We start from the raw sequence: 23,258 nt of genomic DNA on the forward strand, positions 1-23,258 counted from the left end.
CCGTTAAGTAGAGAAGATTACCCTTAGAGAGGTGGGATTTGCTGGCTTTCTGTCAGCAATTGGATCTGACTGACAATGGCCTCCAGCTCTGTCGGTACTTCCTTGATATCTTCTGCTAGATCAAGACCTGACAGGTCTTGATTGAGCACTTCGTATTGGCCCAGGTCATTGATCAGGTAGATGGTATGGTCTTCAATTCCCATCTCATCCTTATCCGGCTGGTAGTCTGCCCCTGACCAGGCTGACTGGAAGAGTTCATAGACTTCATTATTGCCGACCTGCAGGTAGGCCCGGCCAGTCTGGGTGATCTCCGCCGCATCTGGCGTCTTAAGCATTTCCATCGAGTCCGTCCGGTCTGCCACCTTGAGCGCTAGCTTAAAGCGGGAGTTGGACCAGATCTGGTCATCCACCACCCCAGAGGGCTTCTGAGTAGCCAGGATTAAGTGGACCCCGAGGGAACGTCCGACCCGAGCGATGGATACCAGCTCCTTGATAAAGTCAGGCTGGTTGACCTTGAGCTCTGCGAACTCATCCGAGATGAGGAAGAGATGGGGCAGAGGTTCGGTTGCTTCCCCGTTTTTAAATTTCTTTTGATATTGGTTGATATGATTGACTTCAAACTCTCTGAAGAGCCGCTCCCGACGGTGAATCTCCGCATTGATGGAAGCCAGCGCCCGCATGGATTGGGCTCCGTCCAAGTTGGTAATGGTTCCCAAGAGATGGGGCAGGTTCTTGAAGAGGTTGGCCATTCCCCCACCCTTGTAGTCGATAAGGAGAAAGGCCACATCGTGTGGGTGGAAGTTGACAGCCAGACTCAGGATATAGGACTGGATGGTCTCTGACTTCCCAGATCCTGTTGTTCCGGCTATCAGTCCGTGCGGTCCGTGAGCCTTTTCATGCAGGTTGAGGTAGACCAGGTCTTCCTTACCCCGCAGGCCGATAGGCACCGCCAAACTCTTATACGGCGCATTCTGTTGCCACTTTTGCAAGACTTGCAGATCCGAGAAGGTCTCTGCCCCATACATCTCCATAAAGGTGACCGTATCAGGGATCGAGCTCTTGAGATTCTGCAGGTGATTGAGTGGCGCCAAGGTCCGAGCGATTCGCTCCTTGTCATAGCCTTCTGGGAAATGATCCAGTCGGAAGTCAATTTCTCTAAGGATTCCCTCTTCCATGACCAGCTGACCGGTATTGCGGTCCTTGATATTGACAACTGTCTTGATATTTTCAGACAGAGAGCTCATCACATCCTGTACGAAGATCAGTGAGCAGCCCAGGTCAGTCGGATCCTCTGTGAAAAATTCCATGATGATATGGTCGAGAATCAGCTTTTCATCTGTGACCAATACCACATAGTGAGGACTGTATAGGGTTGTCTCCTGCCGTGTCGCTTCTTCCTTCTGAGCCTTGCGCAGTTTCAGGATTTGGTTAAGGCTGTTTAGAACCTGATCGTGCGTCCGCTGGTTATAGACAAAGCCACGGACGTTCAGCTCTTGCAGAGTCGCATGCGGCAGCCAGCGCAGCCAATCCCACTGGTCGCGCTCCTCCTCTGGCATGATGGTAATCACCTGCACATCGTGGTAGGAGTGAAAGACCGCTAACTGCATGACCAAGAGCTGGAGCTGTTCCAGAACCAGATTGCGCGGACCGATATAGCCGACCGGTCCATGGCTGAGATTAGCGACAATAGGAAGGTCGGGAATTTTCTTATGCCGAGTGTAGAGAGCATAGCCCTCCTCTTCCAGCGCATCTTTCTTGCCGCTTCGCTCCTCTTGACCGTAGGTCAGCTTATAAGAGGTTGGCACCTGTCCAAGCCCCAAGCGATAGTAAAGAAAGTCAAAGTGCAGCGGTGTCTTCTCGTAGATGCGGTGGCTGTAGTCTGTCACCAGACCCGTCAATTCGTTAATGTTTGGGAAATGATAGAGCATGCCATCACGCTGCTCACGTTCTAGCTTGTTCAGCTCAATAGCCTTGTCTTTCAGATAGAGGTGATAAAGATCTATGCGCTCCTTCTTGTCTTCCTTGAACTTCTTGCGGTTTTTGAAGAAACCTCGAACCGAAAAGATAGCACTGGCGATTGACATAGTAACTGTAACGAGGATATAAATTCCCCGCGGCTGAACCAGTGTAATCAGTACCGTCACCCCAACCATGAGAAGTGGCGGCACAATCAGTCTCAAGAGCTCATCATTAGGCTTTTGAGGTTCCTTGCTTGGCGGAGCAATCTGAATCTTGTCCTCTGAGCTCCGATAGATAATCCGCGGCGAGCGGTGATAGTCTGGATAGTCTGGATAAAAACCATGGCGAGAAGCCCCCCGCAAGGTCAGACTAGAGCTGACCGTAGCCGGACCTGTCACCCAGATTTCTTCTGGATAGACCTTGAGAGAAATACTTTCCAAGCTTAGCTCGTCGCCGGCTTCCAGCTGGATTTGGTCTCCTGTCCACTCAACGTGATTGAGGTAGACTTGACCTCGCATCTTGGTCAAAATCCAAGAATCATTCGTTCGCTTCAAGAGCAACTCCAAAGGCGATTCCAGACTGATAGCTGCTCCCTTCTGGTCGCTGATGAGTAACTCTTTTCTGTCCAATAGGTCATAAACAGCCGGTTCTGAATCAGATTGATACAAGGTCAGATTGCCCAAGGTCAGACCGTCAGTTACGACTCCCGTTTCTTCCCCCATTTGATAAAAGACTTGCCCTTCAGCTAACTGAAGCTGGATAGGAGTCTCCTGATGAGGCAGGTAAAGCTGAGCCTTCTCACTCGCTGCTAGGAGAACTTTCTTGTCCTCTGTCAGCTGCAGCTCATAGCGCAGATGGTCTGTATAGATGATGATTGTCTTGCTCATACTTACTCCTTCGCGCTACTGCTAGACGACGCTTCACTGCTGGAGGAAGAGCTTGCTCCTGAAGAACCTTCCTCGCCAGAAGCACTTGAGCTAGAATCACCAGTCAAAAGCTCCTTACGGCTATCCCAGTACTTCTTATACTCGCCTTCCAAGGACTCAAGCTTAGTCTCCCGATCCTTACCAGACAAACTATCGTCCTCACGTACCTTTTTCATCTCCTGCGTCAAGGCATAGATGATCAGATCTGAGTCATTAATTCGTTTGGCTGTGTCCAAAGCATCTTCAAAATCATTACGTCCAACTTGAATCCAGTAATTGAGATACAAATCATCTGATTTTAGTGTGACATTGTTCAGGATGACCTTACGTTGATCATCAGAAAATTCCAAGCCCTGGATATAAGAGTAGGCTAGTTCATATTTCTGTGTATTCGGCAGGCTCTTAGGAGAGATTCCCTCCAGCTCATCGATGACCTTGCTGTAGTCCACTTTGATAAAGGCAGTATCCGCCTGTAACAGCTTTTCCTTGAAAGGATTCTGTATGAAAATCAAATAAATCAAAGGAATGGTCAAAATCACAACAGCTGCTGTCAACCAGATGGTCGCCAGTTTGAAAATCTTATGCTGGCGCTTGGAGACCAGTGTCTGCTTCTCTGCTTCTTCTGCAGCCTTTTCCTGATAGGATTTCTCCAAAACAGCAACCGCATCTTCCAGACTGTCAGCCTCACGCAGCTCCACTAGGAAATCCGGCAGAGTTTCTAGCTCTAGCGAGCCCTTGTAAAGCTCCATAAAGTCCAAATCTGCAAAGAGCGTCACCGCAAAGCACTTAGCCTGACGCAAGAAGTCCTCCCGAGAAATAGACTGAGGTGTCATAATACCTGGAACTCCGCGATAAGCAATCTTAGCCTGCGCATCCTTGGTAATAAAGAGATTGCTAGGATGCAGCAAAAAAGTCACCGGCAATTCCAGTGCCGCTTCCAGAGCAAAAACATTGAGAGCCAGACGAATCCGCTCAGAAATCGTGCGCTTTTCAATCTCTTCCTTAGACAGCCCCAAAGGCTCAATCTGATAGGTGAAATAGACACTATCATGGTCAGCCTTAGTCTCCTGCTCCAAGAAAAGCGGATGGTGCAGGTCCAACAGCAAGAGCTCCCGCAAATCCTGCGTTGCCACGTCCGAACGCTTCAACGTTAGGCTCCAATTCTTGTCATTTTTTTCATAGATAAACTCTTGTTCAGCAAATACAAATTTTTCCTCAGTCACCTTAAATCTCCTCAATCTCTACTAAATCTCCCGTTGTGACTGGATAATCAGCCAAAACCTTGCCCTCATCCAGTATCAACCCCTTGTTAATAATCCGCAGCTGATACTTATGGCGCTTTCCTTCGATATTGAAAATCTGATCAATCTCCCGAATGAAGCGACGGACCTCAATCCGCTTAGGAATGCGAATATCCACGTCCTTATCCCGCAAACGGAGGGTGATGTTGATATGTCCTTCCATGTTATACTTCTCCCTTACTGATACGATAGCTGACAAAGACAGTCATACTGACCAAGAGTATGGCTGCTACAAAGTAGACTACTCCCGGCAGAAAATCATCCCAGCTGCTTTCTTCATCGCTTTTCAAACTCGTCTGCAGCTTGGACAATTTTTCCGTTCCCGGCTGAAAAAGCTCCTTGGAATGGTAAATATCCGTCGGCCCCTGTATAGCAGAAAACAGTTGTCCCGCTTCTGTGGCCAACTGTTTATTTTGATACTGCTTCATTTCCTGAATTTTTTCCTGATTCTCAGCAACGAAAAGAGACTTGGTGCCTTCCGATTGTGCACCAAAGTTCAGTTCTTGCTCTTTTTCAATCCGCGAATTATCTATCTGCAGACGATTATCCTTTAGCTCATCTGCGGCAACAGCCGTCACCGCAAACGAACTTAGGAGTAGGAATAAAAACAGAATTTTTTTCATACTCTTTTAAACTTCCTCAGTTTTTAATGTTCTAGTCTTGATAAAGATATTAGCGGCAACTAGCAGAGCCAGCAAGACAATCAGACCAAAGATGGCAAAGAAACCAGCTGTCTTGCCGTCAAAGTAACCTGACAGCATGCCTTCTAGCACAGACAAGGCATTCAAACTCTTGATAAAGGCTGGGAAGCCAGTCAAACTAGCTGTCGTACCAATGGCATTAGATAGATAGACAAAGCTGATAATCATGAAGAAAGCTAAGCCCATACCCATCACGCGCAGATGCTTGAGGAACAAATACTGCCCCTGAATCAAGACAAAGCTAGCAACCACAATCAACAAGACCCAAGATGGAACATATTCCTTGCCGATGTGAAGCTGCATGCTGGAGACAATCCCAATAACCAGACCAATCGTCAGAGACAGGAAGCCTAGGATGCCCACAGTCGTAATATCTGTATCTTGTAGTTTATTAAGCTTAAAGCGGTCTTTAACCTTGCGCACAATATTTTGCGTTGCAAAAAGATAGGCCGTAAACAGACTGACAATCTCCAACAAGAGGATCCAAGTAAATGGACGGTAAACATTGACAGTCGCTTTGACAGATGAAGAAGATTGAGCAACTGGATTAGACAGGAAGTCCAACAATACTTCATTAGGAACACCGTTCTCATAGGCATTGTTAAGAACCTTGACAAAAGATTCCACAAAGTTGCCATTATCTTCCAATTCCTTATTGAATTGTCCCATCAAGCTTTCAGCATTCGCAGACAATTTCTCTGTCGTTCCTTGTGCATTTTCCAGCTCACGATTGAAGCTGCTGAAGATCTGGTTGACACTATCAGCTGCTTGCACATTGGTCTGTGAAGAAGACTTAACACCAGAAGTCGAAGACAGCAAGGATGAGAATTCTGAATTCAGAGATGACAAATCGGTGTCTGTCTTTTTCAATGCATCCGTAGAGGAGACTCGAGATGCCGAGATACCTTTCAATTTCTCTCGTACATCTTTGTAAAGATTGAGCTGTTTATCAATCTCAGTTGCGAGTTCTGAATTGGTCCCTTTGACGTCTTCAATCTTGTTCTTAAGGAGACTAATTGTTGTATCCAACTTCCCTTTGACACTATTCTCAGGCTTACCATCTTTACTATCAGATAAACTATTTTCATAAGCACCCAGATTAGATTCAACCGCCTGTACTAAAAGCTTCGATAAAGATTCGGACATATCTTTATTTTTTAACTCATCAAAAGAATTATAAGCTTGGATTAAAGACATAACGTGTTGATAGGCAGAAGAAATCTCCTGTACTTTAGCTCCATATGCCGCTGCCGCTTTTTGTGCATCCTCTACATTCACCGGTGCACTTGCAACCTTAATACCATTCAGAGAAATATCAATTGAGCTATCAACTGAAGTGGCTGCAGCATCATTAGCTACATTGAACTGCACATTAAAATTAGCCCCTTCAGCTAAATTAATTTCTTGCCCATTTGCTACTGTTTCGCCATTGTATGTAATAGTTTTGATTGTTACACCTGTTGGTGGAGTGACTGACAAAGTAGCCTTTCCAACCTGGCTATTAACTGGGCCGGTTGTAGAGCTAGCCGCTTTCTCTGCAGCTGCTGCCAGATTGTCTAATTCAGCACTTCCATTTCCTTGTGGTGTTCCAAATTGCGAAATGGTTGAATAGTCGAGAGTAGGAACAGGCAATCCGAATTTCACCTCTGTTGGTTGAGAAGCTGGCAACTCTTTTACTGCTTCAGCTATTTGTGTCTTCAAGGAAGCATCGTAGCTTGTTATAGCATCTCCTAACACTGCGCTAAGAGTAATAGGCTTGCCTTCTTCAACACCATAGTAGGTTCTTAATTTATTATCAACAAAGTCCTTAATCTGTTGTTTATGGACATCTAATTGCCCACGTTCTGCATTTAAGGCAGCTTCCAACTGCTCTAGTTGCTTGCTGACATTATCAGATTGATTTTGACTTGGCTGATTATTATTATCGTCTGAATCATCACTAGATTGTTTTTTGGCAAGTTCAAGCTGTGCAGTCAATTTTTGTTGCGATTCGCTCAAACTATTATAAAGCGTCTCAGTTTCATTTGCCAAAAGCTGACGATCCATCTCAATCAGCTGGGTCATAAATTCTTCATAACTAGTTTGGTCACTAACTCGCTGTTTGAGAAGACTATCAAAATTCTTTCCATAAGTAGCTTGAGAGTTATCCAAGTCATCAAAAGCCTTAGCATAAGTTTCCAGAGTCGTCTTCAGAGAGTTATTAGCTTCGACAGATGAGGCAGACATACTGACTAGCGTTGGGAAAATATTCTTAGAACCAATAGCAGATTCCAATAAGTTGGTTCGATAATTGCCAATATTGGTAATTTGCACCTCTGAACTAGCCTGCACATTTTGCTGAGCCGTATATAGATTGCTCAAGATACTTGCCATATACATATCAACCAACTGGCTATTCAGATCCGCGATAATATCCTTAGCCAGACTATTGGCCTCATTTTCAATCTGCTGATTTCCTGCAGCGTTAACTTTATAAGTGACGATTGTCCGATCTGCACTGATAGCATTGACATCTAGCACTTTTTCCGAAAAGTCACTTGGAATCGTCACGACCAGCTGGTATTTCCCATTTTCCAGGCCAGCATCTGCAGCTCCACGCGTCACGATGTACCAGTTTTGAGAGTCATCCCGTTCTAGATTTTTGACATAGCTAGCTCCAAGATTATACTCTTTCTTATCAACCTTAACAGCCCGGTCTTCATTGACGACCGCGACATTCAGTTTAGTCTTTTGATCTGTTTTGATCTTGCTGTCTCTAGCGCTGCTTGTATTCTTCTGCACTGCGACATTCAGCGTCACTACTGCAGCCAGCAAGGCGATGACTAAAACAACGTTTCCTATATACTTAAGTAATTTTTTATTTCCCATGGATGTAAATTTCTTTTTCTTTTTAAATTTTTTAGTTTATTGTTACATAAAAGAGCACACAGAAAGACACAAACAGCTCTAACAGTCTAATTCAGATATTGATTCAGATTGTCAGAGCTTGCCTTTACATTGCAGCGATTTTCTTATCAAACATGAAAGAAACTGCCTTTTTTCATTTTTAAACTTTACAAAAATAGGAAGGCTCTTGCCTTCCTAAAGCCGTTATAACAAAATTAGTGAATTTGTGCAGCGATATCTTGGTCAGTTTGCTCAACGATGTCAGCAACTTTAACCAACTGTGCATTGATATCTTGGAGCAATTGTGCAAATTCTTTGATTTTTGGAGACAATTCGTTGAATTGTGCTTCAAAGCTATCAAATGCAGAACCATCCCAGTTATCAGCAATAATTGCTTGTTCATTAGTCAATGTAGTCAAAACTTGAGTTACATTTTCAGAACCTTCAGTGTATCTGTTTGCAGATGTACGAAGTTCTTCTGGAGTCAATTTAATTTGTGCCATAGTTGTTTCTCCTTTAGCAAATTTATATAACGGGTACATTATATCAATAATCACTTTATGTTTCAAGTTTTTAAAGATATTTTTTTAGAAAATATATTTACATGTTGTCAACCAAGTTCGTTCAAACGTATGATACTATAGCGTTTCTGACTGTTAGGTTCAAACCTTTAAAACCCCAATTCCCCAAAAATAAGCTGATAGTTTTCTTGGATTTGGTCTAAGCTAACAGTAATCTCCTCACGATTATGATTGTTCTTAACAGTCACCTGACCGCTTTCCACTTCGCTTTCACCCAAGGTGATAAGAGTTTTGGCTTTAAAGATATCAGCCGACTTAAACTGTGCCTTGAGCTTGCGGTCTAGATAATCCCTTTCTGCTGCAAAACCCTGTACGCGGAGAGCCTGCACTAACTCCAAAGCTCTGCTATTGGCACCAGGTCCTAAAACAGCTACATACACATCCAGAGCGGTTTCAATCGGCAGCTCTACTCCTTGCTTGTCAAGTACGAGAAGCAAACGTTCCAAACCCATACCAAAGCCAACACCTGGCGTTTCAGGGCCACCAAAGTAAGCAACTAACCCATCATAACGGCCGCCAGCACAAATAGTCAGCTGACTGCCAGCCACCTCAGTTGTAAACTCGAAAATCGTATGATTATAGTAGTCTAGCCCACGGACCATGTTGGTATTGATGACATAAGGAATCTGCAAGGTCTCCAGCATGGATCGAACGGCCGCAAAGTAGACACTGCTCTCCTCATCCAGATAGTCCAGAATAGACGGAGCACCTTCTACAGCCGCCTTGTCTTCGGGCTCTTTAGAATCCAGCACACGCAGCGGATTTTCCTCCAAGCGACGTTGGCTATCTGCTGATAGGCTAGGCTTCAGTGGAGTCAGATAATCAATCAAGGCCTGGCGGTAAGCAGCTCTGCTCTCAGGATTCCCCAGCGAGTTAAGCTCCAAGCTGACATTGGTAATGCCAATATCCTTGAAAAATTGAGCCGCCATGGCAATCATTTCTACATCTGTAGCAGGATTGCTAGATCCAAAGCACTCTGCACCAATCTGGTGAAACTCCCGCAGACGGCCAGCCTGAGGCCGCTCATAGCGAAACATTGAGCCCATATAATAGACTTTGACAGGCTTTTGCACTTCAGGAGCAAAAAGCTTATTCTCTACATAAGAACGCACCACGGGCGCTGTCCCCTCTGGACGCAGCGTGATATGGCGGTCACCCTTGTCATAAAAGTCATACATTTCCTTGGTCACGATGTCTGTCGTATTCCCTACCGAGCGACTGATGACTTCATAGTGCTCAAAAATCGGCGTGCGGATTTCGCCGTAATTGTATTTTTTAAATGTCTTGCGGGCAAAGTCTTCTACATACTGCCACTTGGCTGATTCTTGAGGAAGAATGTCCTGAGTTCCTTTAGGTTTTTGTAATTTCATCTTCTGACCTCCGCCTTCTTTAGTACTTATATTCTATCATAAGTCCGCCATTTTGAGGAGCCCGAAAGGGATTTTTCGTTTGGAAGAACTAAATCCGTTTTCATGTTCCAAAATAGCTTGAAAAAAAGTCAGAATTGTGAGAAAATAAAAACAATTCAAGTCAGATAGAAGGGAATAGCCATGAGAGACGATATCAAAATCAACGACCGAGCCGCTGCAATTCAGGATAAATTGGTAGAGAAGCTCGAGCGTATTTACGATCCGGATGTAGAGCTGGATGTCTATAACTTAGGGTTGATTTATGAAATTAACTTAGACGAAAACGGCCACTGCAAGGTTGTCATGACCTTTACCGATACAGCCTGTGATTGCGCTGAGAGTCTGCCCATCGCCATCATGGACTCTCTTAAGAAAATCGATGAGATTGAAAGCGCCTCTGTCGAAGTTACTTGGTCTCCTGCTTGGAAAATCACCCGTATCAGCCGTTTCGGCCGCATTGCCCTGGGAATCAGTCCTAGATAAGAAGGAACTTAGTTTATCTACATTTAAAATAAAAACACCAAACCCGCTAGAAAAACTAGCGGGTTCTTTTATCATATATAGGCTATTTCTTGCCGGTTTCTTCTGGTTTCCAGAAGTCAGTAACAGCACCTTTAGCGGCAGAGGATACCATGTGGGCATATTTACCAAGTACCCCGCGACTATAAAGCGGTGGGATGGTCGTTTCTGCCTTACGTTTCGCCAGCTCTTCGTCAGAGACTGCCATAGAAATTTCCTTGGTATCTTGGTCAACCGTGACCATATCGCCTGTACGAAGATAGGCAATCGGACCACCATCCTGGGCTTCTGGAGCAATGTGTCCGACAACCAAGCCGTAAGTACCGCCTGAGAAGCGACCGTCTGTTAGGAGGGCAACCTTGTCACCTTGCCCCTTCCCTACGATGATAGACGAAAGTGACAGCATTTCTGGCATACCAGGGCCACCCTTTGGTCCAACGTAGCGAACTACAACCACGTCGCCATCGACCACTTCATCGGCCAGTACCGCATCAATAGCGGCTTCTTCTGAGTCAAAGACCTTAGCTGGTCCAATGTGACGGCGCACTTTAACACCAGAAACCTTGGCAACAGCGCCGTCTGGAGCCAGATTACCATGCAAGATGATAAGCGGACCGTCCGCACGTTTTGGATTTTCAAGCGGCATAATGACCTTTTGACCTGGTGTCAGATCAGCAAATTCCGCCAGATTTTCTGCTACCGTCTTACCTGTACAAGTAATGCGGTCGCCATGCAGGAAGCCGTTTGCCAAGAGATATTTCATCACAGCCGGCACTCCCCCAACCTCATAAAGGTCTTGGAAGACATACTGACCGGACGGTTTCAAGTCAGCCAAATGCGGTACCTTCTCTTGAATGACATTAAAGTCATCAAGCGTCAGCTCAACATTGGCCGCGTGCGCCATGGCCAGCAAGTGCAGAGTGGCATTAGTAGAACCACCCAAAGCCATGGTCACCGTGATTGCATCTTCAAAGGCTTCGCGTGTCAAGATATCAGACGGCTTCAGCCCCATTTTTAGCATTTTTACAACAGCACGGCCGGCTGCTTCGATATCCTCTTGCTTGTCCTTGGACTCAGCAGGGTGAGAAGACGATCCTGGCAGGCTCATGCCCAGAACTTCAATAGCAGTCGCCATAGTATTGGCTGTATACATACCGCCACAGCCACCAGGGCCAGGGCAGGCATTACACTCAATGCGGCGCACTTCCTCAGCTGTCAAATCGCCATGATTCCATTTTCCGATTCCTTCAAAGACAGAAACCAAGTCAATGTCCTTGCCGTCCAGATTCCCCGGTGCAATCGTTCCGCCGTAGGCAAAGATAGCAGGAATATCCATGTTAGCAATGGCAATCATGGAGCCTGGCATATTTTTATCACAGCCCCCGATAGCTACAAAGGCATCCACATTATGCCCACCCATGGCAGCCTCGATGGAGTCTGCGATGATATCGCGTGAAGTTAGAGAGAAGCGCATGCCCGGTGTTCCCATGGCAATCCCGTCTGCAACTGTAATAGTCCCATACTGGACAGGCCAAGCACCCTCTGCTTTGATGCCTTCCTTGGCCAGCTTGCCCAAGTCATGCAAATGGATGTTACAGGGTGTATTTTCCGCCCAAGTGGAAATCACCCCAACAATAGGCGTTTCAAAATCTTTATCAGTCATCCCTGTCGCGCGAAGCATGGCACGGTTAGGAGATTTAACCATACTGTCATAAATCTTACTTCTGTGACGAATATCCTTATCTGTCATAGCTTTCCCTTTCATTGCAGTAATCTTTGTGCTTTATTATACCACACTTAGGCTGTATTTTACAGAGGAAAATTTTTAAATTTTCAGAAGATTCAAAAATGAATTTTTCTCAAAAATCCCAAGCAATTAAAACTTATCAGCTTAATTCCTGAAATAAACAAATTCTTCTCAAAAATAGTCAAACTCTAAAAAGCACTAAAAGTACGAACCAATTTACCCCCACGGATATCCAACACAATCACCTCAGAATTCCCGCCTATGCCACTACCAGAACGCTCTTTCAAATCATAGCCTACTAGGTAATAACCATCCCAAAATTGACTGTAGTCTAACTTTTTAAGCTTCTGGAAAAAGACTCCGGGGTACTTATCTATAGCTTTCTCATCATCATATAAATCATCAACCAATAACTCATAGTTCACTCGAAGCTGCAGAGTATGTTTTTGCAGATAAGACTTGACATCAACATTATAATATCCATTGAGAGGCAGGCCTTTCTGCCTGTTCTTTTGGAAATCCTGAACTAGCTCTGCTTGCCCAGCATTTAGCATTTCTGAGGTTATTTGACCGTCATCCTGATGAAGCACTTCCATTGTTTCACCTGAAATTTCTTTTAAAGTCATATCCTCATCATCTAGCTTCTTGAAGACCGACTTCATTTTCTTAAACTGCTTCTGGACATAAGGCTGCTGCCACATGGCTTCTAGCTGAATGCTATCATCTAAGCCGGTTTCAGTTTCCTCAGGCACGGGACTTAATCTTGAAGCTTCGTATTGCTTGGTTGTCGGATCATAATCCACGCTATCTGAGAAGGTCAAAAGTCTCCCATCAATCTTTTCTTCATAGCTAAAGTCCATGGTCTCCCCATAGCCGGCAGGCCTATCGTAGTTTTTTACCGTCACTTTCCCCTTGTATCCCATGCTTTTGAAATCCGCAGTCAAATGATTTTCTACATCTTTCATAATTTGGTAATCACGAAAACTGTTCACTCCCCAAAAGATTAAAACAATACACATGATCCCCAGCCAGAATAGACTAAGTAATTTTAATGCTGCTTTCATAGTCCGCCTCCTTTGTTCTTATTATAGCATACGGAAAAACCGGTTTCTTCTAAGAACCTAAGCAGAAAAGATTTAAAAAAAATCTGTCAAGTAACTTTACTTTACAAAAAAGTTTTGTTATACTGTTAGAGTTGATGAAAATCATCAAATCGAATCGAATTTACAATCTAAAAGGAGAAACAAACAATGGCAGTACCTGCACGTCGCACTTCCAAAGCGAAGAAAAACAAACGCCGCACTCACTACAAAGTGACAGCTCCAACTGTAACTTTTGACGAAACTACTGGTGATTACTCACGCTCTCACCGTGTATCCCTTAAAGGATACTACAAGGGCCGTAAGATTGCCAAAGCTGCAGCAGCAGAATAATAGAAGGGAGCTACCATGCGCGTAAATATCACACTTGAACACAAAGAATCTGGTGAACGCTTGTACCTTACTTCTAAAAACAAACGTAACACGCCAGACCGTCTTCAATTGAAGAAATACTCACCAAAACTTCGCAAACACGTTGTGTTTACAGAAGTTAAGTAATTTATTTAACAAAAAACCTTTGAAATCAACATTTCAAAGGTTTTTTTCTTTTGGCTTCAATTCCTAATTAATCAACGAACTTAATACTAGGTCTCGAAAAGAATTATGCCTCCCCTTTCTGTCTGAGTTCAAAGAGATCTTCCACTTTAAGGTTAAAAACTTGAGCAATTTTGAGAGCCATTTCCAGCGAAGGGTTGTAGCGGTTATTTTCCAAGTGCAGAATTGTCTCGCGCCGCATGCCGATGCGGTCGGCTAGCTCCTGCTGGGTCATGCCCATGGATTCGCGAACGGATTTGAGATTAGTGATAATCTTGCTTTCTTTGGCCATGGTTATCCTCTCCGCTCCAAGATAAGATAGACAACTGCAAAGATGCAAATCAAGGCAGCTATGCTAATAAAGATCTGGCCCATGTAGAGAGTGAGAGAACCCATGTACCCAATGATAACTGCTAGGATCATCAGTGCGCCTAGTATAAAGACAAACATCAAGCTAGCTGCCTTAGCTAAATTAGCATAAAAGCGTTCGTCTGGAGTTTCCTTGACATTTTTCAAAGAGAAAAAACCAAATACAATCGCTTCAATAACGAGGCCAACTCCCAAAATCCATTCCTTAATACTGGATCCTTCGCTTGGGGTTGCAACCCAAATTCCTACTGTATAAAAAATGGTTGCTGCAAACAAAAGCATCGTGTATAGCTTAGCAGACAAGTCAAAAATAGTCTTTCCCTTACCTTTCTGACTCTTATGAGGCCATGGTTTCATGTGCAGCCAGCCCCAAATAGCTACAATCTGACCTAACACTGAAATACCGAGAATAATCAACTTGGGTCCCCAACTAAGATTGGAACCAAATAAAACAGTAAAATCAATAAAGAGAGCTGCGGCAATCATTGTAATGATGCCACCCGTTTTTTGACTTTTTTTCATGATAGACTCCTTTCCTTATGTTAGAAATATTTAACACTCTTTATGTTATAAATATATCACACTTCAATTTGGAAAGCAAGAATTTATGTGCCAAGGTGGCAATTATTTGAAAAAATTCTATAATAAAAGCCCTCGCCAGATAAATAACTAGCAGGAGCTTTTGTTTCTATTGACTACTCATAGAGTAGTAAAGTCTCTTATTCCATCTCTCTGAGATAGTTCAAAGCTTCGTTGAAGGTTTTGACAGGGACGATTTTCATTTTACTCTTGATTTTGATAGAAGCACGAAGTGCCTCATGGTAGTTAGAGCGCAACTTGGGATTGTACTGGGCAATATCAGCGTCAATGGTATCATCAGGAACAAAGAAAATCTCAGCGCCTGCCTTATCTGCAGCCATGACCTTCATCTCTATCCCGCCAATCCGGCCAACATTTCCCTTGTGGTCAATCGTTCCAGTACCAGCAATAGCTTTTCCTTTGGTAATGTCTTCAGACACGAGCTGATTGTACAGCTCCAAACTGAACATGAGTCCACCAGAGGGACCTGCTACACCGTTGCTCTTAAACTTCGTCAGAGGATTCATGGCAACACTGGCCTTAGAACCCAATGCAATCCCCAAACCAGGCTTACCAGTTGTCTCATCCACAATCACAGGACCGCTAGCCAAACCGATTACACCATTACGGCTGTACTCAATGGATACCACATTGCCAACTGGCCGCTGTTCCATCTGATCGACAATGTCGTATGGGCTAGTGTAACTCTGATTGTCAATCTTTAAAATCACATCGCCTTTCTGCAGCTCCTGAGCTAACGGCGTCTCTTGGCTGACAGCATCCACAAAAATCTCTTTATGTCTAATCTCAACAGTATGACCGGATGCTTGATAAGCTACCTGCAAGGCATTGAGATGGGAAGACCCCATAGTGCTGTTCTCTCGCTCTTCCCGTCCCTTCTCCTTATCGAAATAGTTTTCAGGTACAGAGACATACTCTGTTTCCAGCCTGTAATTAGGCAGCAAAGTCAAAAAGAGACTGAACACCCGGGCATCGGAAACACCGACAGCCATGACATAGATTTGACCTTTTCCTTGACTAGTTCCTCCTTGAACTTGGACAAAGTCTTTGGCATTCAAAGCCGGTCTCAAGGTCTCCACTTGATAAGGCAGGGGGATAAAGCCAATCCCAGTTAGCACCAAAGCTGTTATTAAAATTCTTGTTACTGATTTCATATCCTTCCTCTTGTTTCTATCAAGTATTGTCTGGTCTTGCAACTTCCTAAATTAATCACCAAAATCCACCACTTCTGTATCATTTTCCATCAGAGTATCGGCAAAAACTGTCCGAACAACCAGAACAAATACACAGTAAAAGCTACTGAAAACTAGGACAGGAATCATCTGGATCAGGCCAAGTAAATCATCCAGTTCCCCCAGCAAGGGACCAATATACTGCCTTATCAGATCCATCAGGAGATGAGTACCCAAGCCAATCAACCCACCAAAAGAAGCTAGAAAAAAGCTGAGCAGAACATAACGACCCCTGCGCTCCTTCATCAGTAGAACTGACTTTCTCAAACAGCCATAAAAAGAAAGCGGCTTGGCCAGATTGTCTCTGGAGCTAGTATCCTGAATGATATAGGACAGCAAAAAGAAGTGCGAATCAACCAGATAAGTGAAGAGCAGGTAAAAGACCATGAACAAGAAAGGAAAGAGAAACTGGAAAATCACAATGGCCTCTGGACTTACTGCTCTCCGATAAAAGGCAAAGAGACTAGCCACCCCAAGATTGATGCCAATTGCCGACCAACCCATGTACAGAATCAGAACCTGGACGGCACTGACAATGAAGGAATAAAAGAGGCGAGTAAGCAAGCCATCTGAGATACTGTACCAAACCGCATAGCCAAAATAGAGCTTAACCATCTGCGGATTTCGTATCACTGTCAAGGCAAATTTATTGACATAAGCAAAACCGAAAGCAATTATAAAAGCCAAACAGGTCAAGACTAAAATGGACCGGTAAGACCAACTCGAAACCAGCGGAAAAAGAAACCAGCCCAGCACTGCAAGCGGGATTCCGACCAGCAAAAGGCCTTTCAGCCAGACAAAATAATATTCTGTAACAAAAATCCAAGCTTCTCTGAAAACCCTTGTTACTTTTACATCATTCATCGTTCATTATCCTAAATCCTAAAACCCTTTCTAATTTTTTCATAAATATTAATCTCCAAAATTAACTATTTCCCGATCATAAGACATCAGGATGTCAGCCATAACCGAGCGGGCTGCCAAGGCATAAATCAGCAAAAAGCCATTTATCATACTAACAATCATTCCCACAATATTAGACACACCAGCACTAAAAAGTAAACTCAAAACTTCTATTAGACCCAATACTACAGGAATAAGCTTTAAGACAAGCTCTACCAGTAAGTAACGTCCCCTCTGACCATTCATACGAGAAAAGGACTTGCCCAAGCTGCCAAAGGCTGACAGAGGACGCAAGAGATTATCAGAGGAGTTGGTATCCTGAATAATATAGGGCAACAAGAAGAAGTGAGAGACGATAAAATAGCTGTAAAACAAATGGAATACCAAGTTAAACATTGGTGCTATCAAAAAAACCAGGAAGAGCATACTAGCCATCTTCTCTTGATTATTTGCAACCCAAATCATCCAAGTTCCCATATTCTCTTGAAAATTTGCATCTGGCATCAAGACATTATAAAAGTATACAAAAAGAAGTAACATAGCCAAGAAAAAGATGAAGACATAAATAGACATAGAAAGCAAACGCCCAAAAAAGCCATCAGAAATACTGTAGCCAACAGCCCTCCAGAAGTTTCTTCGCACCATCTGCGGATTACGAACCATGGTCAAGGAAAACTTATGGATATAAGCAATCACAAAAGAACATAGAAATCCAAAGAAAATCATACTTGGAAGAAATGTAGAAGTCAATGGAGAAAAAAATAGAATTAACAGCCCTAGAATAAAAAATGGCAGTTGAATGATAGCAAGCCCTGCTGTCCATACAAAAAAGTAATCAACAGTCAGTCCCCAGGCTTCCTTTAAAACATCGCTTACGTCAAACTTTCTTTTCATAAATCCCCTAATTAAGTCATTTTTCGCCATAAAAGACGATGTCGCAGAAGCAAGTTTTTTATTATTTAGTCCCGTGAGGATGATTAGGAATTTTTAGAGCCCCAAAGAGCAAGAAAAACCCCGTCAGTCGCCTCACCAAAAGAAATTCTTTCTATAATAAAGCAAGCTGAGACACGATTGTCCCAGCCTCCTTAACCTTTTTTCAAAAAATTTCGAATACGAATCATAATCTTGCTTGACCAAGTTTTGTCAGATGCGTATCTTACATTGATAGCAGCCATGCTCTTACCATTGTAGAACTGACCGCCAGGCTTGAGATAGTGCTCGCTAAGATAGCGGGCAACGGTATCTATACCATCGTCAAATGTTGCGAAATTTCCTGCACTGGAAAAAGGACTGGAGTCATAAGCCATGAAACCAAACAGGTTGTGCTTGGCCTGAGCAATCTGACTGCGGCCGTAATCCGATTCGTGAATAGCCAGCCCTACGAGAAAAATTGCATTAACTCCATGATCTTTCTCTGCTTTTTTGAAAGCTTTTCCCAATCCAGCCATCGGTGTGCCAGCCAGACGACTATCAATGAAATCGGCTGACACTGTGCTTGGCACTGTTACATCTTCTGAAAAGACGACTGCTCCTGTTTTCTTGGCCTGAAACTGATCTGACACCTGCACTAAAGATGGATCCAGACTGGCCTTTTCATTTGCCGCTAGGCGGCTGACAGGCAGCACACTGCCCGAAAGGACAGTAGCTGTCGCTAATGCTATGATAACTTTTTTCTTCCTAAACATTTTTTCTATCCATTTCTATTGTCGCTTTTGGTTTCCTAAATTCCTCCCCAGAAATATAGGATGACCGCCATGATACTCATAGCAGGACCAAAAGGGACTTCTTCTTTCAACTTAAATTTGAATTTCTTAAAGATGGTTGCGATTAAGAGAATCGCTCCAGCCACAAAGAAAGAACCATATCCCAAAATCAGCGTATTCAAGGGGCTAAACCAACTGCTCAGAGCAGCTAAGTAGAGAATGTCTCCCATCCCGAAAGCCTCTTTCTTGTAATAAGCCTTGGCCCCAAAATAAATAAGAGAGTAGAGACCAGCGCCGACTAGCAGCGAAAGGAGTAAGTCCCAATTGAACTCATTGGTAAAAAACGTAACAGCCATGCGGCCCAGCCAGAAAACCAGCAGAACCGAGTCCGAGATGTACTGAGTATCAAAATCGATATAGCCGATAATGAGACAAAGCGACACTAAGAGGCAGGCTGAAACAACCATCCACGGCCCCTGATCTTGAAAGATCAGATAAGAGGCCAGCCAGAGCAGGCCCGTCAGGAGCTCCACAATGAGATAGCGCGGTGAAATCGGCTCCTTGCAGTGCTTGCATTTAAAGCCCTGCATGATAATCGACACAACCGGAATCAGCTCCACCGAAGTCAAGACATGACCGCAGGACGGACACATAGACCGACCTTTGGCAATGCTCTTTTCCAGCGGTACGCGGTAGATGACGACATTGAAAAAGCTCCCAAATACGACACCTAATATAAATACTAAACTTGCAATCATAATTTTTCCCTTTTTATACTCTTTGAAAGTCTCAGATGACGGTGTCAAACTTAGACTTCCCTTGAGTATCACTTAGATGCCAGAATAATGGATACTTGCCCCTCCTCCAAACTTAATGAAAATACCATATCTGTTTCTGTATTGTTTTGAATGGTCAATTCGGTCAAACCTTCAGCCGGCGTTCCAATGTTGAAATACTGTCCTCGATAGGAAATAACATTGGTCCGTGAAAAGGCGAGCTGCTGAATGGCATCTATAATCTGCTCAGCACCCTGACCGTAAACTTCTTTATTATCCTTGTCCTTGACTGGAAGATAGCCAGACTCCGCATTCAAAGCACCCAACAACTCTGAGATTGACTTGGTCTCGCCAGGAGCCAAGTAAACATTCTGCAACTTGTAAAAAGCTGTCTTCATGTTTTGAGCTTGGGCAGCGTTGGTCGGCAGTGGTACTTCCTTACGCTCTATAAAGTGCGTATATTGGCTCAGAAGTTCACTCTGATCTTCTGCTTCAACAGGCGTGCTCTCAACCTTGACATCATCAAATTTACCAGTCTTGGCAATCTCCTCAGATGCTTGGATAAAAGCAGCAGGGTCAATCTTATAGCCATTAGACTTGTCTCCCACCTTTACATTAGACTCACCATCCATGACCAGATGATTGGTCGTTGGAAGCTGACTGAGAACATCAGGATGGGCAGCTAAGACATCGTTTAAAGGTCTAAGCCAAAAAAGACGGTTAGGATAGATGGAAATCTGTAGATTTTCCTTGGTATCGAAAAACGGTGTAAACTTATCCCAGACTGTCTTGGCTGAGATATTATCCAGCCGCTTAAGCTCTTCTTCTGTGAAATAGCTCAGTCCTAAAAAGCGCATATCTACAGAGAAGTGTTGCCCCGTAGACAGCTGAAATGTAGCCTTATAGGGCAGTTCTCTGTAAACTTCAATCTCAGCTTCGCTCCGAGAGCGAACCTTCATAGAGGGGCGGCCATTGATACTCAGGTCAATCGTTGGATTAAAGACAAAAATGACATAAAATAAACTACCCAGCAGAAAGGCAGCAAGTGTCGCTGCTGGAAGTAGTTTTTGATATTTTGATGAAACCTTTCTTTTTCTTCTTGACATGAATCTCATCCCAACCTTATACTACGCATTCAGCTAAGCGGATAAGGAATTTACGGTCGATACGGCGAAGAAAATCAATGATGTCATCTGAAACAGTATCTCCGGCATTCAGGATAACTCCTCCATCTGCATTAACAAGGTCTTTTTGCAGTGTTTTGCCTACTAGAAGACGTTTTTGCCGATCGATAAAATCGTTAACAGCTTTCTTTGCTGCTGACTCTTCTTCAGCAACTGGAGCTGTGCTGATAGTTGTTTCTACTTCCTCAGCAGGAGCTGCCAATACTTCTTCCAAAGCAGCATCCAGACTCAGCGCTGCATCTGTTTCTTCAACTTCTTCTTCAGCTGGAGCTGTTGTTTCTTGTACCAAGTCTTGAACTTCTGGTTCTTCTGCTGTCTCTACGACTGCTTCAGAAAACTCCAACTCAGGAGAAGCAGCTCCCAGACCTACAGCAGCCAAGGCCTCTGTCAAATCTGTCGCAACTTCTTCTTTTACATCTACTTTTTCATCTACAACTGGCTCGAATACAGGTGCTTCAGCAACTACTTCCTCAATTTTTTCGGCAGGTTTTGCAGCTTCAGTCTCATGGAGCAGATCTGCTGCAGCCAGACGGCCCATCTCTACATCTGCTTCAAGATGAGGAGCTGTCTTTTTTTCATCATTGAGGATGATATACTCTTTACCAATCATCAAGATGCGTGATTTAGGAATCTGAATTTCCTCGCTGGCATCTTCAGAATTAACCACCAAGTAACCAATTTCATTCTTTTCGTCAATATGATAGTCAACAACAGTTCCCACCTTGTTTCCATCAATTGTGATAACAATTTCGTCAAAGACGCTACCCTGCTTGTCGTTCAAGACCTTCAGATCAGCCTCTTCCAACTCTTGAAAAACTGAGCTATTTTCTACCATGACCGCAAAGTCACCGATGCCTTGGATGTTCTTGCTAGACAGCAAGGCAAAAGGCTGTTCAGACTGCTTTGACTTAATGACAAAAGTCAGATTGACCCCCTCGTCAACAAAGACTTCATGGACTTCACCCAGTCCCATCCCTTTTTCAATCTCAATGACAACGGTCCCTGTGATTGTTTTACAACTTTTCATAATTTCCCCTAAAACCCTTCTAATTGATTACAATCAATTGTATGTTTATATAGTATTAATTTTTCACGATTTTGTCCAGCATGTTGAACGCTTCTTGACGAAGATTTTGATCTGAACTGCCTTGGACAATTTCTTTCAGATAGTTCTCAGCTTCTTGAACTGCATTAGAAGCCAATAATTCCTGACTTTCCAGTAGGAGGAATTGGAAATAGACTTCTTTATCTCCCGCAGTTGCTGCAGCTGGTCTTGCTTCTGCCGCTTCCTCAGCCTTGAGGATGTCAGTGATTTTCTGAAGCAAATCTTCTTCTGTCTCATCTGTAGCCGGAACGACCGGAGCAGCTTTGACTTGTGCTTCCTCAGCTTTGAGGATGTCAGCAATTCCCTTGAGCAAGTCTTCTTCTGTTTCATCTGCAACTGCTTCTTGGATAGGCTCAGCCTGTGTCCAAAGTGCGTCTTCAGAAACTGATTGAACAACTGCTGGTTCAGCGGCTGCTTCAAACTCAAACGTTTCTGATGCAGGTTCGAAGCTACTTTCTTCCTCCCAAGTCTCTGCGACTTCAGCAGTTAAATCTTCCTCTTCAGATCCCAGCAAATCATGCTGAATCTGGCTGAGAATATCTTGATAACCCTGAATATCAGCGCGATCACGGCTAACCATAGACTCTTCAGAAGCAGAAAATTCTGGCTCTGATGCAGCTTGACTGAAGGCGGAATCCATTTTAGCTTGTGGCTCAGTGTCTGAGTCAGCAAAGAAGAGAGATTCTAAGCTGTTTGCTGTTCTTGACTCTTCTGCTCTAACTGGCTTGATATCTCCCGTAGCAGCAAAAACATCTTCCAGGCTGTTGCTTACTTCTTCTGCCACTGGCTGCTGAGCTTGTTCTTGCTCAGTAAAGAATTCTTCCTCATCTTGAGAAACAACACCTGTCACCTCAACCGCCTGCGGTCTGAAGTTGCCATAGCTAGACTCCGTATAGGACATCGGTCTAATCTTAGACAGAACAGCAGTCTCAAAGGCTGGATCATCTATATCTGTATAGCCTTGATTGCCGGCTGCATTTGCTTCCGTAGGCTGAATCATAGAGTTGGCCACCTTAATCTTAGTAGAGCCCTTGCGATGATGAAGCAGAGACTGCAGAAATTCATCATTGGCTTTTTGTGAGCTGTGTTCCATACCCACCATACCGACCTCAGCTGCCGCTAGCTGACTGTTTGGCTCGTACTCTCCAAAGGCAGGAGCCGTAGCCAAATTATCAACTGGGTAGAGAGGTTTTACTTTCTCAAATCTTGTCATATCCTTTTTGATTGAACGCTCTGCCAAGGTGCGGCCAGAAGCAGATACTCTCTGCCTTACCGGACTTTCCTCAGCCTGAACCCTTTCTTTACTTTCCTTTCTCATCCCACCGGTTGAAGCATTGGAAAAGTTCAAATCTCTAGCGATTGACAAGCTTGCTTCCTTAGCTTCCACTTTCTTCCGCGAGATCTTAGCATGCTTCTGGCTTCTGCTTCGCGTAGAAGCAGTTGCTTTTTTCTTGACCGGAGCTAGCTCCTGTGAAAAGAGCAGCACCATATAGACAGCCAAGGCCAAGGCACAGAGTCCAACAAAGGCTATGCCGGGAACTTGTTGAAAGAGGAATGGAGCACCAATCGCAAATAGCATGACCCATACTACGAGAAAAAGGCGCTTTATTAAAGAAATCCTAGAAACAAATAAAATGCTAATCGTATGCAGCGCTATAAGCCCTGCTCCAAAAGGTAAAAAATATGCCATTTGAATATTTTCGACACCCCCCACTTTCTAAAT

General features: G+C 43.9%; 22 protein-coding genes. 3 read left to right on the plus strand and 19 right to left on the minus strand.

All coding sequences use genetic code 11. The features are described 5' to 3' along the window. Positions 1-23: 23 nt before the first annotated feature. From essC to hisS, 7 genes are all read right to left on the minus strand, one after another. Complete coding sequence (gene essC / locus SSV_RS11210) at positions 24-2,846, minus strand: type VII secretion protein EssC (RefSeq protein WP_255297064.1); 2,823 nt, start codon at positions 2,844-2,846, stop codon at positions 24-26. Between the two features lie 2 nt (positions 2,847-2,848). Next, a complete protein-coding gene (gene essB, locus SSV_RS11215; RefSeq protein ID WP_072074831.1) occupies positions 2,849-4,108 on the minus strand; it encodes a type VII secretion protein EssB in 1,260 nt (419 codons plus the stop codon). 1 nt (position 4,109) lies between these two features. Further along, positions 4,110-4,349: an EsaB/YukD family protein gene (locus SSV_RS11220; RefSeq protein ID WP_002894139.1), complete on the minus strand. Its 240-nt coding sequence runs from the start codon at positions 4,347-4,349 to the stop codon at positions 4,110-4,112. A 1-nt stretch (position 4,350) separates the two neighbouring features. After that, complete coding sequence (gene essA, locus SSV_RS11225) at positions 4,351-4,809, minus strand: type VII secretion protein EssA (protein WP_002907520.1); 459 nt, start codon at positions 4,807-4,809, stop codon at positions 4,351-4,353. Between the two features lie 6 nt (positions 4,810-4,815). After that, positions 4,816-7,755 carry a type VII secretion protein EsaA gene (gene esaA, locus SSV_RS11230; RefSeq protein ID WP_072074832.1) on the minus strand — a complete coding sequence of 980 codons (2,940 nt, stop codon included), beginning with the start codon at positions 7,753-7,755 and terminating at the stop codon, positions 4,816-4,818. A 233-nt stretch (positions 7,756-7,988) separates the two neighbouring features. Beyond that, complete coding sequence (locus SSV_RS11235; protein WP_023917057.1) at positions 7,989-8,276, minus strand: WXG100 family type VII secretion target; 288 nt, start codon at positions 8,274-8,276, stop codon at positions 7,989-7,991. A gap of 167 nt (positions 8,277-8,443) precedes the next feature. Further along, positions 8,444-9,724, minus strand: a complete 1,281-nt coding sequence (hisS, locus tag SSV_RS11240) for a histidine--tRNA ligase (RefSeq protein ID WP_072074833.1) — start codon at positions 9,722-9,724, stop codon at positions 8,444-8,446. 180 nt (positions 9,725-9,904) lie between these two features. On the opposite strand from hisS, the gene SSV_RS11245 reads away from it, so the two are divergent. Next, on the plus strand, positions 9,905-10,246 hold the full coding sequence (locus tag SSV_RS11245) for a metal-sulfur cluster assembly factor (RefSeq protein WP_002899327.1): 342 nt from the start codon (positions 9,905-9,907) through the stop codon (positions 10,244-10,246). 82 nt (positions 10,247-10,328) lie between these two features. Here SSV_RS11245 and ilvD read toward each other — a convergent pair whose 3' ends face one another. Both ilvD and SSV_RS11255 read right to left on the minus strand, forming a co-directional pair. Continuing rightward, positions 10,329-12,032 carry a dihydroxy-acid dehydratase gene (ilvD, locus tag SSV_RS11250; RefSeq protein ID WP_141640148.1) on the minus strand — a complete coding sequence of 568 codons (1,704 nt, stop codon included), beginning with the start codon at positions 12,030-12,032 and terminating at the stop codon, positions 10,329-10,331. Between the two features lie 185 nt (positions 12,033-12,217). Continuing rightward, the gene (locus SSV_RS11255; RefSeq protein ID WP_072074835.1) at positions 12,218-13,093 is read right to left on the minus strand and encodes a hypothetical protein; all 876 of its coding nucleotides are present in this window, start codon (positions 13,091-13,093) and stop codon (positions 12,218-12,220) included. A gap of 186 nt (positions 13,094-13,279) precedes the next feature. Here SSV_RS11255 and rpmF point away from each other — a divergent pair, with 186 nt between their 5' ends. Both rpmF and rpmG read left to right on the plus strand, forming a co-directional pair. Next, positions 13,280-13,462 (plus strand): 50S ribosomal protein L32, encoded by a 183-nt coding sequence (gene rpmF / locus SSV_RS11260; protein ID WP_002894148.1) that lies wholly within the window; start codon positions 13,280-13,282, stop codon positions 13,460-13,462. A gap of 15 nt (positions 13,463-13,477) precedes the next feature. Then, on the plus strand, positions 13,478-13,627 hold the full coding sequence (gene rpmG / locus SSV_RS11265) for a 50S ribosomal protein L33 (protein ID WP_001265622.1): 150 nt from the start codon (positions 13,478-13,480) through the stop codon (positions 13,625-13,627). A 103-nt stretch (positions 13,628-13,730) separates the two neighbouring features. Here rpmG and SSV_RS11270 read toward each other — a convergent pair whose 3' ends face one another. The 10 genes from SSV_RS11270 to SSV_RS11315 form a co-directional block, all read right to left on the minus strand. Continuing rightward, positions 13,731-13,955 (minus strand): helix-turn-helix transcriptional regulator, encoded by a 225-nt coding sequence (locus SSV_RS11270; protein ID WP_072074836.1) that lies wholly within the window; start codon positions 13,953-13,955, stop codon positions 13,731-13,733. A 2-nt stretch (positions 13,956-13,957) separates the two neighbouring features. Beyond that, a complete protein-coding gene (locus tag SSV_RS11275) occupies positions 13,958-14,554 on the minus strand; it encodes a hypothetical protein (protein WP_072074837.1) in 597 nt (198 codons plus the stop codon). A 197-nt stretch (positions 14,555-14,751) separates the two neighbouring features. Next, positions 14,752-15,786 carry a SepM family pheromone-processing serine protease gene (locus SSV_RS11280; protein WP_072074838.1) on the minus strand — a complete coding sequence of 345 codons (1,035 nt, stop codon included), beginning with the start codon at positions 15,784-15,786 and terminating at the stop codon, positions 14,752-14,754. Between the two features lie 51 nt (positions 15,787-15,837). Next, positions 15,838-16,728: a hypothetical protein gene (locus tag SSV_RS11285; protein WP_002901876.1), complete on the minus strand. Its 891-nt coding sequence runs from the start codon at positions 16,726-16,728 to the stop codon at positions 15,838-15,840. A gap of 48 nt (positions 16,729-16,776) precedes the next feature. Further along, a complete protein-coding gene (locus SSV_RS11290) occupies positions 16,777-17,691 on the minus strand; it encodes a hypothetical protein (RefSeq protein ID WP_072074839.1) in 915 nt (304 codons plus the stop codon). A gap of 161 nt (positions 17,692-17,852) precedes the next feature. Continuing rightward, entirely contained in the window at positions 17,853-18,452 is a 600-nt protein-coding gene (locus SSV_RS11295; protein ID WP_002894168.1) for a glucosaminidase domain-containing protein, read from the minus strand. Positions 18,453-18,487: 35 nt separating this feature from the next. Beyond that, a complete protein-coding gene (locus tag SSV_RS11300) occupies positions 18,488-19,300 on the minus strand; it encodes a prepilin peptidase (RefSeq protein ID WP_176693614.1) in 813 nt (270 codons plus the stop codon). Continuing rightward, on the minus strand, positions 19,297-20,361 hold the full coding sequence (locus SSV_RS11305) for a VanW family protein (RefSeq protein ID WP_002907537.1): 1,065 nt from the start codon (positions 20,359-20,361) through the stop codon (positions 19,297-19,299). Before SSV_RS11305 ends, SSV_RS11300 begins: the two co-directional genes overlap by 4 nt. Positions 20,362-20,368: 7 nt before the next feature. Then, positions 20,369-21,457: a PRC-barrel domain-containing protein gene (locus tag SSV_RS11310; protein WP_072074840.1), complete on the minus strand. Its 1,089-nt coding sequence runs from the start codon at positions 21,455-21,457 to the stop codon at positions 20,369-20,371. Positions 21,458-21,512: 55 nt separating this feature from the next. After that, a complete protein-coding gene (locus SSV_RS11315) occupies positions 21,513-23,225 on the minus strand; it encodes an SSA_2305 family type IV pilus system protein (protein ID WP_441005781.1) in 1,713 nt (570 codons plus the stop codon). Between the last annotated feature and the right edge of the window lie 33 nt (positions 23,226-23,258).

The organism is Streptococcus sanguinis, from assembly GCF_001078705.1.
GTDB classification, from domain to species: domain Bacteria; phylum Bacillota; class Bacilli; order Lactobacillales; family Streptococcaceae; genus Streptococcus; species Streptococcus sanguinis_D.

What these genes read in the sequence shown, in the direction of transcription:
- essC (WP_255297064.1), bottom strand. Translation starts at nt 2,846, where the DNA reads ATGAGCAAGACAATCATCATCTATACAGACCATCTGCGCTATGAGCTG.
- SSV_RS11220 (WP_002894139.1), bottom strand. Translation starts at nt 4,349, where the DNA reads ATGGAAGGACATATCAACATCACCCTCCGTTTGCGGGATAAGGACGTG.
- essA (WP_002907520.1), bottom strand. Translation starts at nt 4,809, where the DNA reads ATGAAAAAAATTCTGTTTTTATTCCTACTCCTAAGTTCGTTTGCGGTG.
- esaA (WP_072074832.1), bottom strand. Translation starts at nt 7,755, where the DNA reads ATGGGAAATAAAAAATTACTTAAGTATATAGGAAACGTTGTTTTAGTC.
- SSV_RS11235 (WP_023917057.1), bottom strand. Translation starts at nt 8,276, where the DNA reads ATGGCACAAATTAAATTGACTCCAGAAGAACTTCGTACATCTGCAAAC.
- hisS (WP_072074833.1), bottom strand. Translation starts at nt 9,724, where the DNA reads ATGAAATTACAAAAACCTAAAGGAACTCAGGACATTCTTCCTCAAGAA.
- SSV_RS11245 (WP_002899327.1), top strand. Translation starts at nt 9,905, where the DNA reads ATGAGAGACGATATCAAAATCAACGACCGAGCCGCTGCAATTCAGGAT.
- ilvD (WP_141640148.1), bottom strand. Translation starts at nt 12,032, where the DNA reads ATGACAGATAAGGATATTCGTCACAGAAGTAAGATTTATGACAGTATG.
- SSV_RS11255 (WP_072074835.1), bottom strand. Translation starts at nt 13,093, where the DNA reads ATGAAAGCAGCATTAAAATTACTTAGTCTATTCTGGCTGGGGATCATG.
- rpmF (WP_002894148.1), top strand. Translation starts at nt 13,280, where the DNA reads ATGGCAGTACCTGCACGTCGCACTTCCAAAGCGAAGAAAAACAAACGC.
- rpmG (WP_001265622.1), top strand. Translation starts at nt 13,478, where the DNA reads ATGCGCGTAAATATCACACTTGAACACAAAGAATCTGGTGAACGCTTG.
- SSV_RS11270 (WP_072074836.1), bottom strand. Translation starts at nt 13,955, where the DNA reads ATGGCCAAAGAAAGCAAGATTATCACTAATCTCAAATCCGTTCGCGAA.
- SSV_RS11275 (WP_072074837.1), bottom strand. Translation starts at nt 14,554, where the DNA reads ATGAAAAAAAGTCAAAAAACGGGTGGCATCATTACAATGATTGCCGCA.
- SSV_RS11280 (WP_072074838.1), bottom strand. Translation starts at nt 15,786, where the DNA reads ATGAAATCAGTAACAAGAATTTTAATAACAGCTTTGGTGCTAACTGGG.
- SSV_RS11285 (WP_002901876.1), bottom strand. Translation starts at nt 16,728, where the DNA reads ATGAATGATGTAAAAGTAACAAGGGTTTTCAGAGAAGCTTGGATTTTT.
- SSV_RS11290 (WP_072074839.1), bottom strand. Translation starts at nt 17,691, where the DNA reads ATGGCGAAAAATGACTTAATTAGGGGATTTATGAAAAGAAAGTTTGAC.
- SSV_RS11295 (WP_002894168.1), bottom strand. Translation starts at nt 18,452, where the DNA reads ATGTTTAGGAAGAAAAAAGTTATCATAGCATTAGCGACAGCTACTGTC.
- SSV_RS11305 (WP_002907537.1), bottom strand. Translation starts at nt 20,361, where the DNA reads ATGAGATTCATGTCAAGAAGAAAAAGAAAGGTTTCATCAAAATATCAA.
- SSV_RS11310 (WP_072074840.1), bottom strand. Translation starts at nt 21,457, where the DNA reads ATGAAAAGTTGTAAAACAATCACAGGGACCGTTGTCATTGAGATTGAA.
- SSV_RS11315 (WP_441005781.1), bottom strand. Translation starts at nt 23,225, where the DNA reads ATGGCATATTTTTTACCTTTTGGAGCAGGGCTTATAGCGCTGCATACG.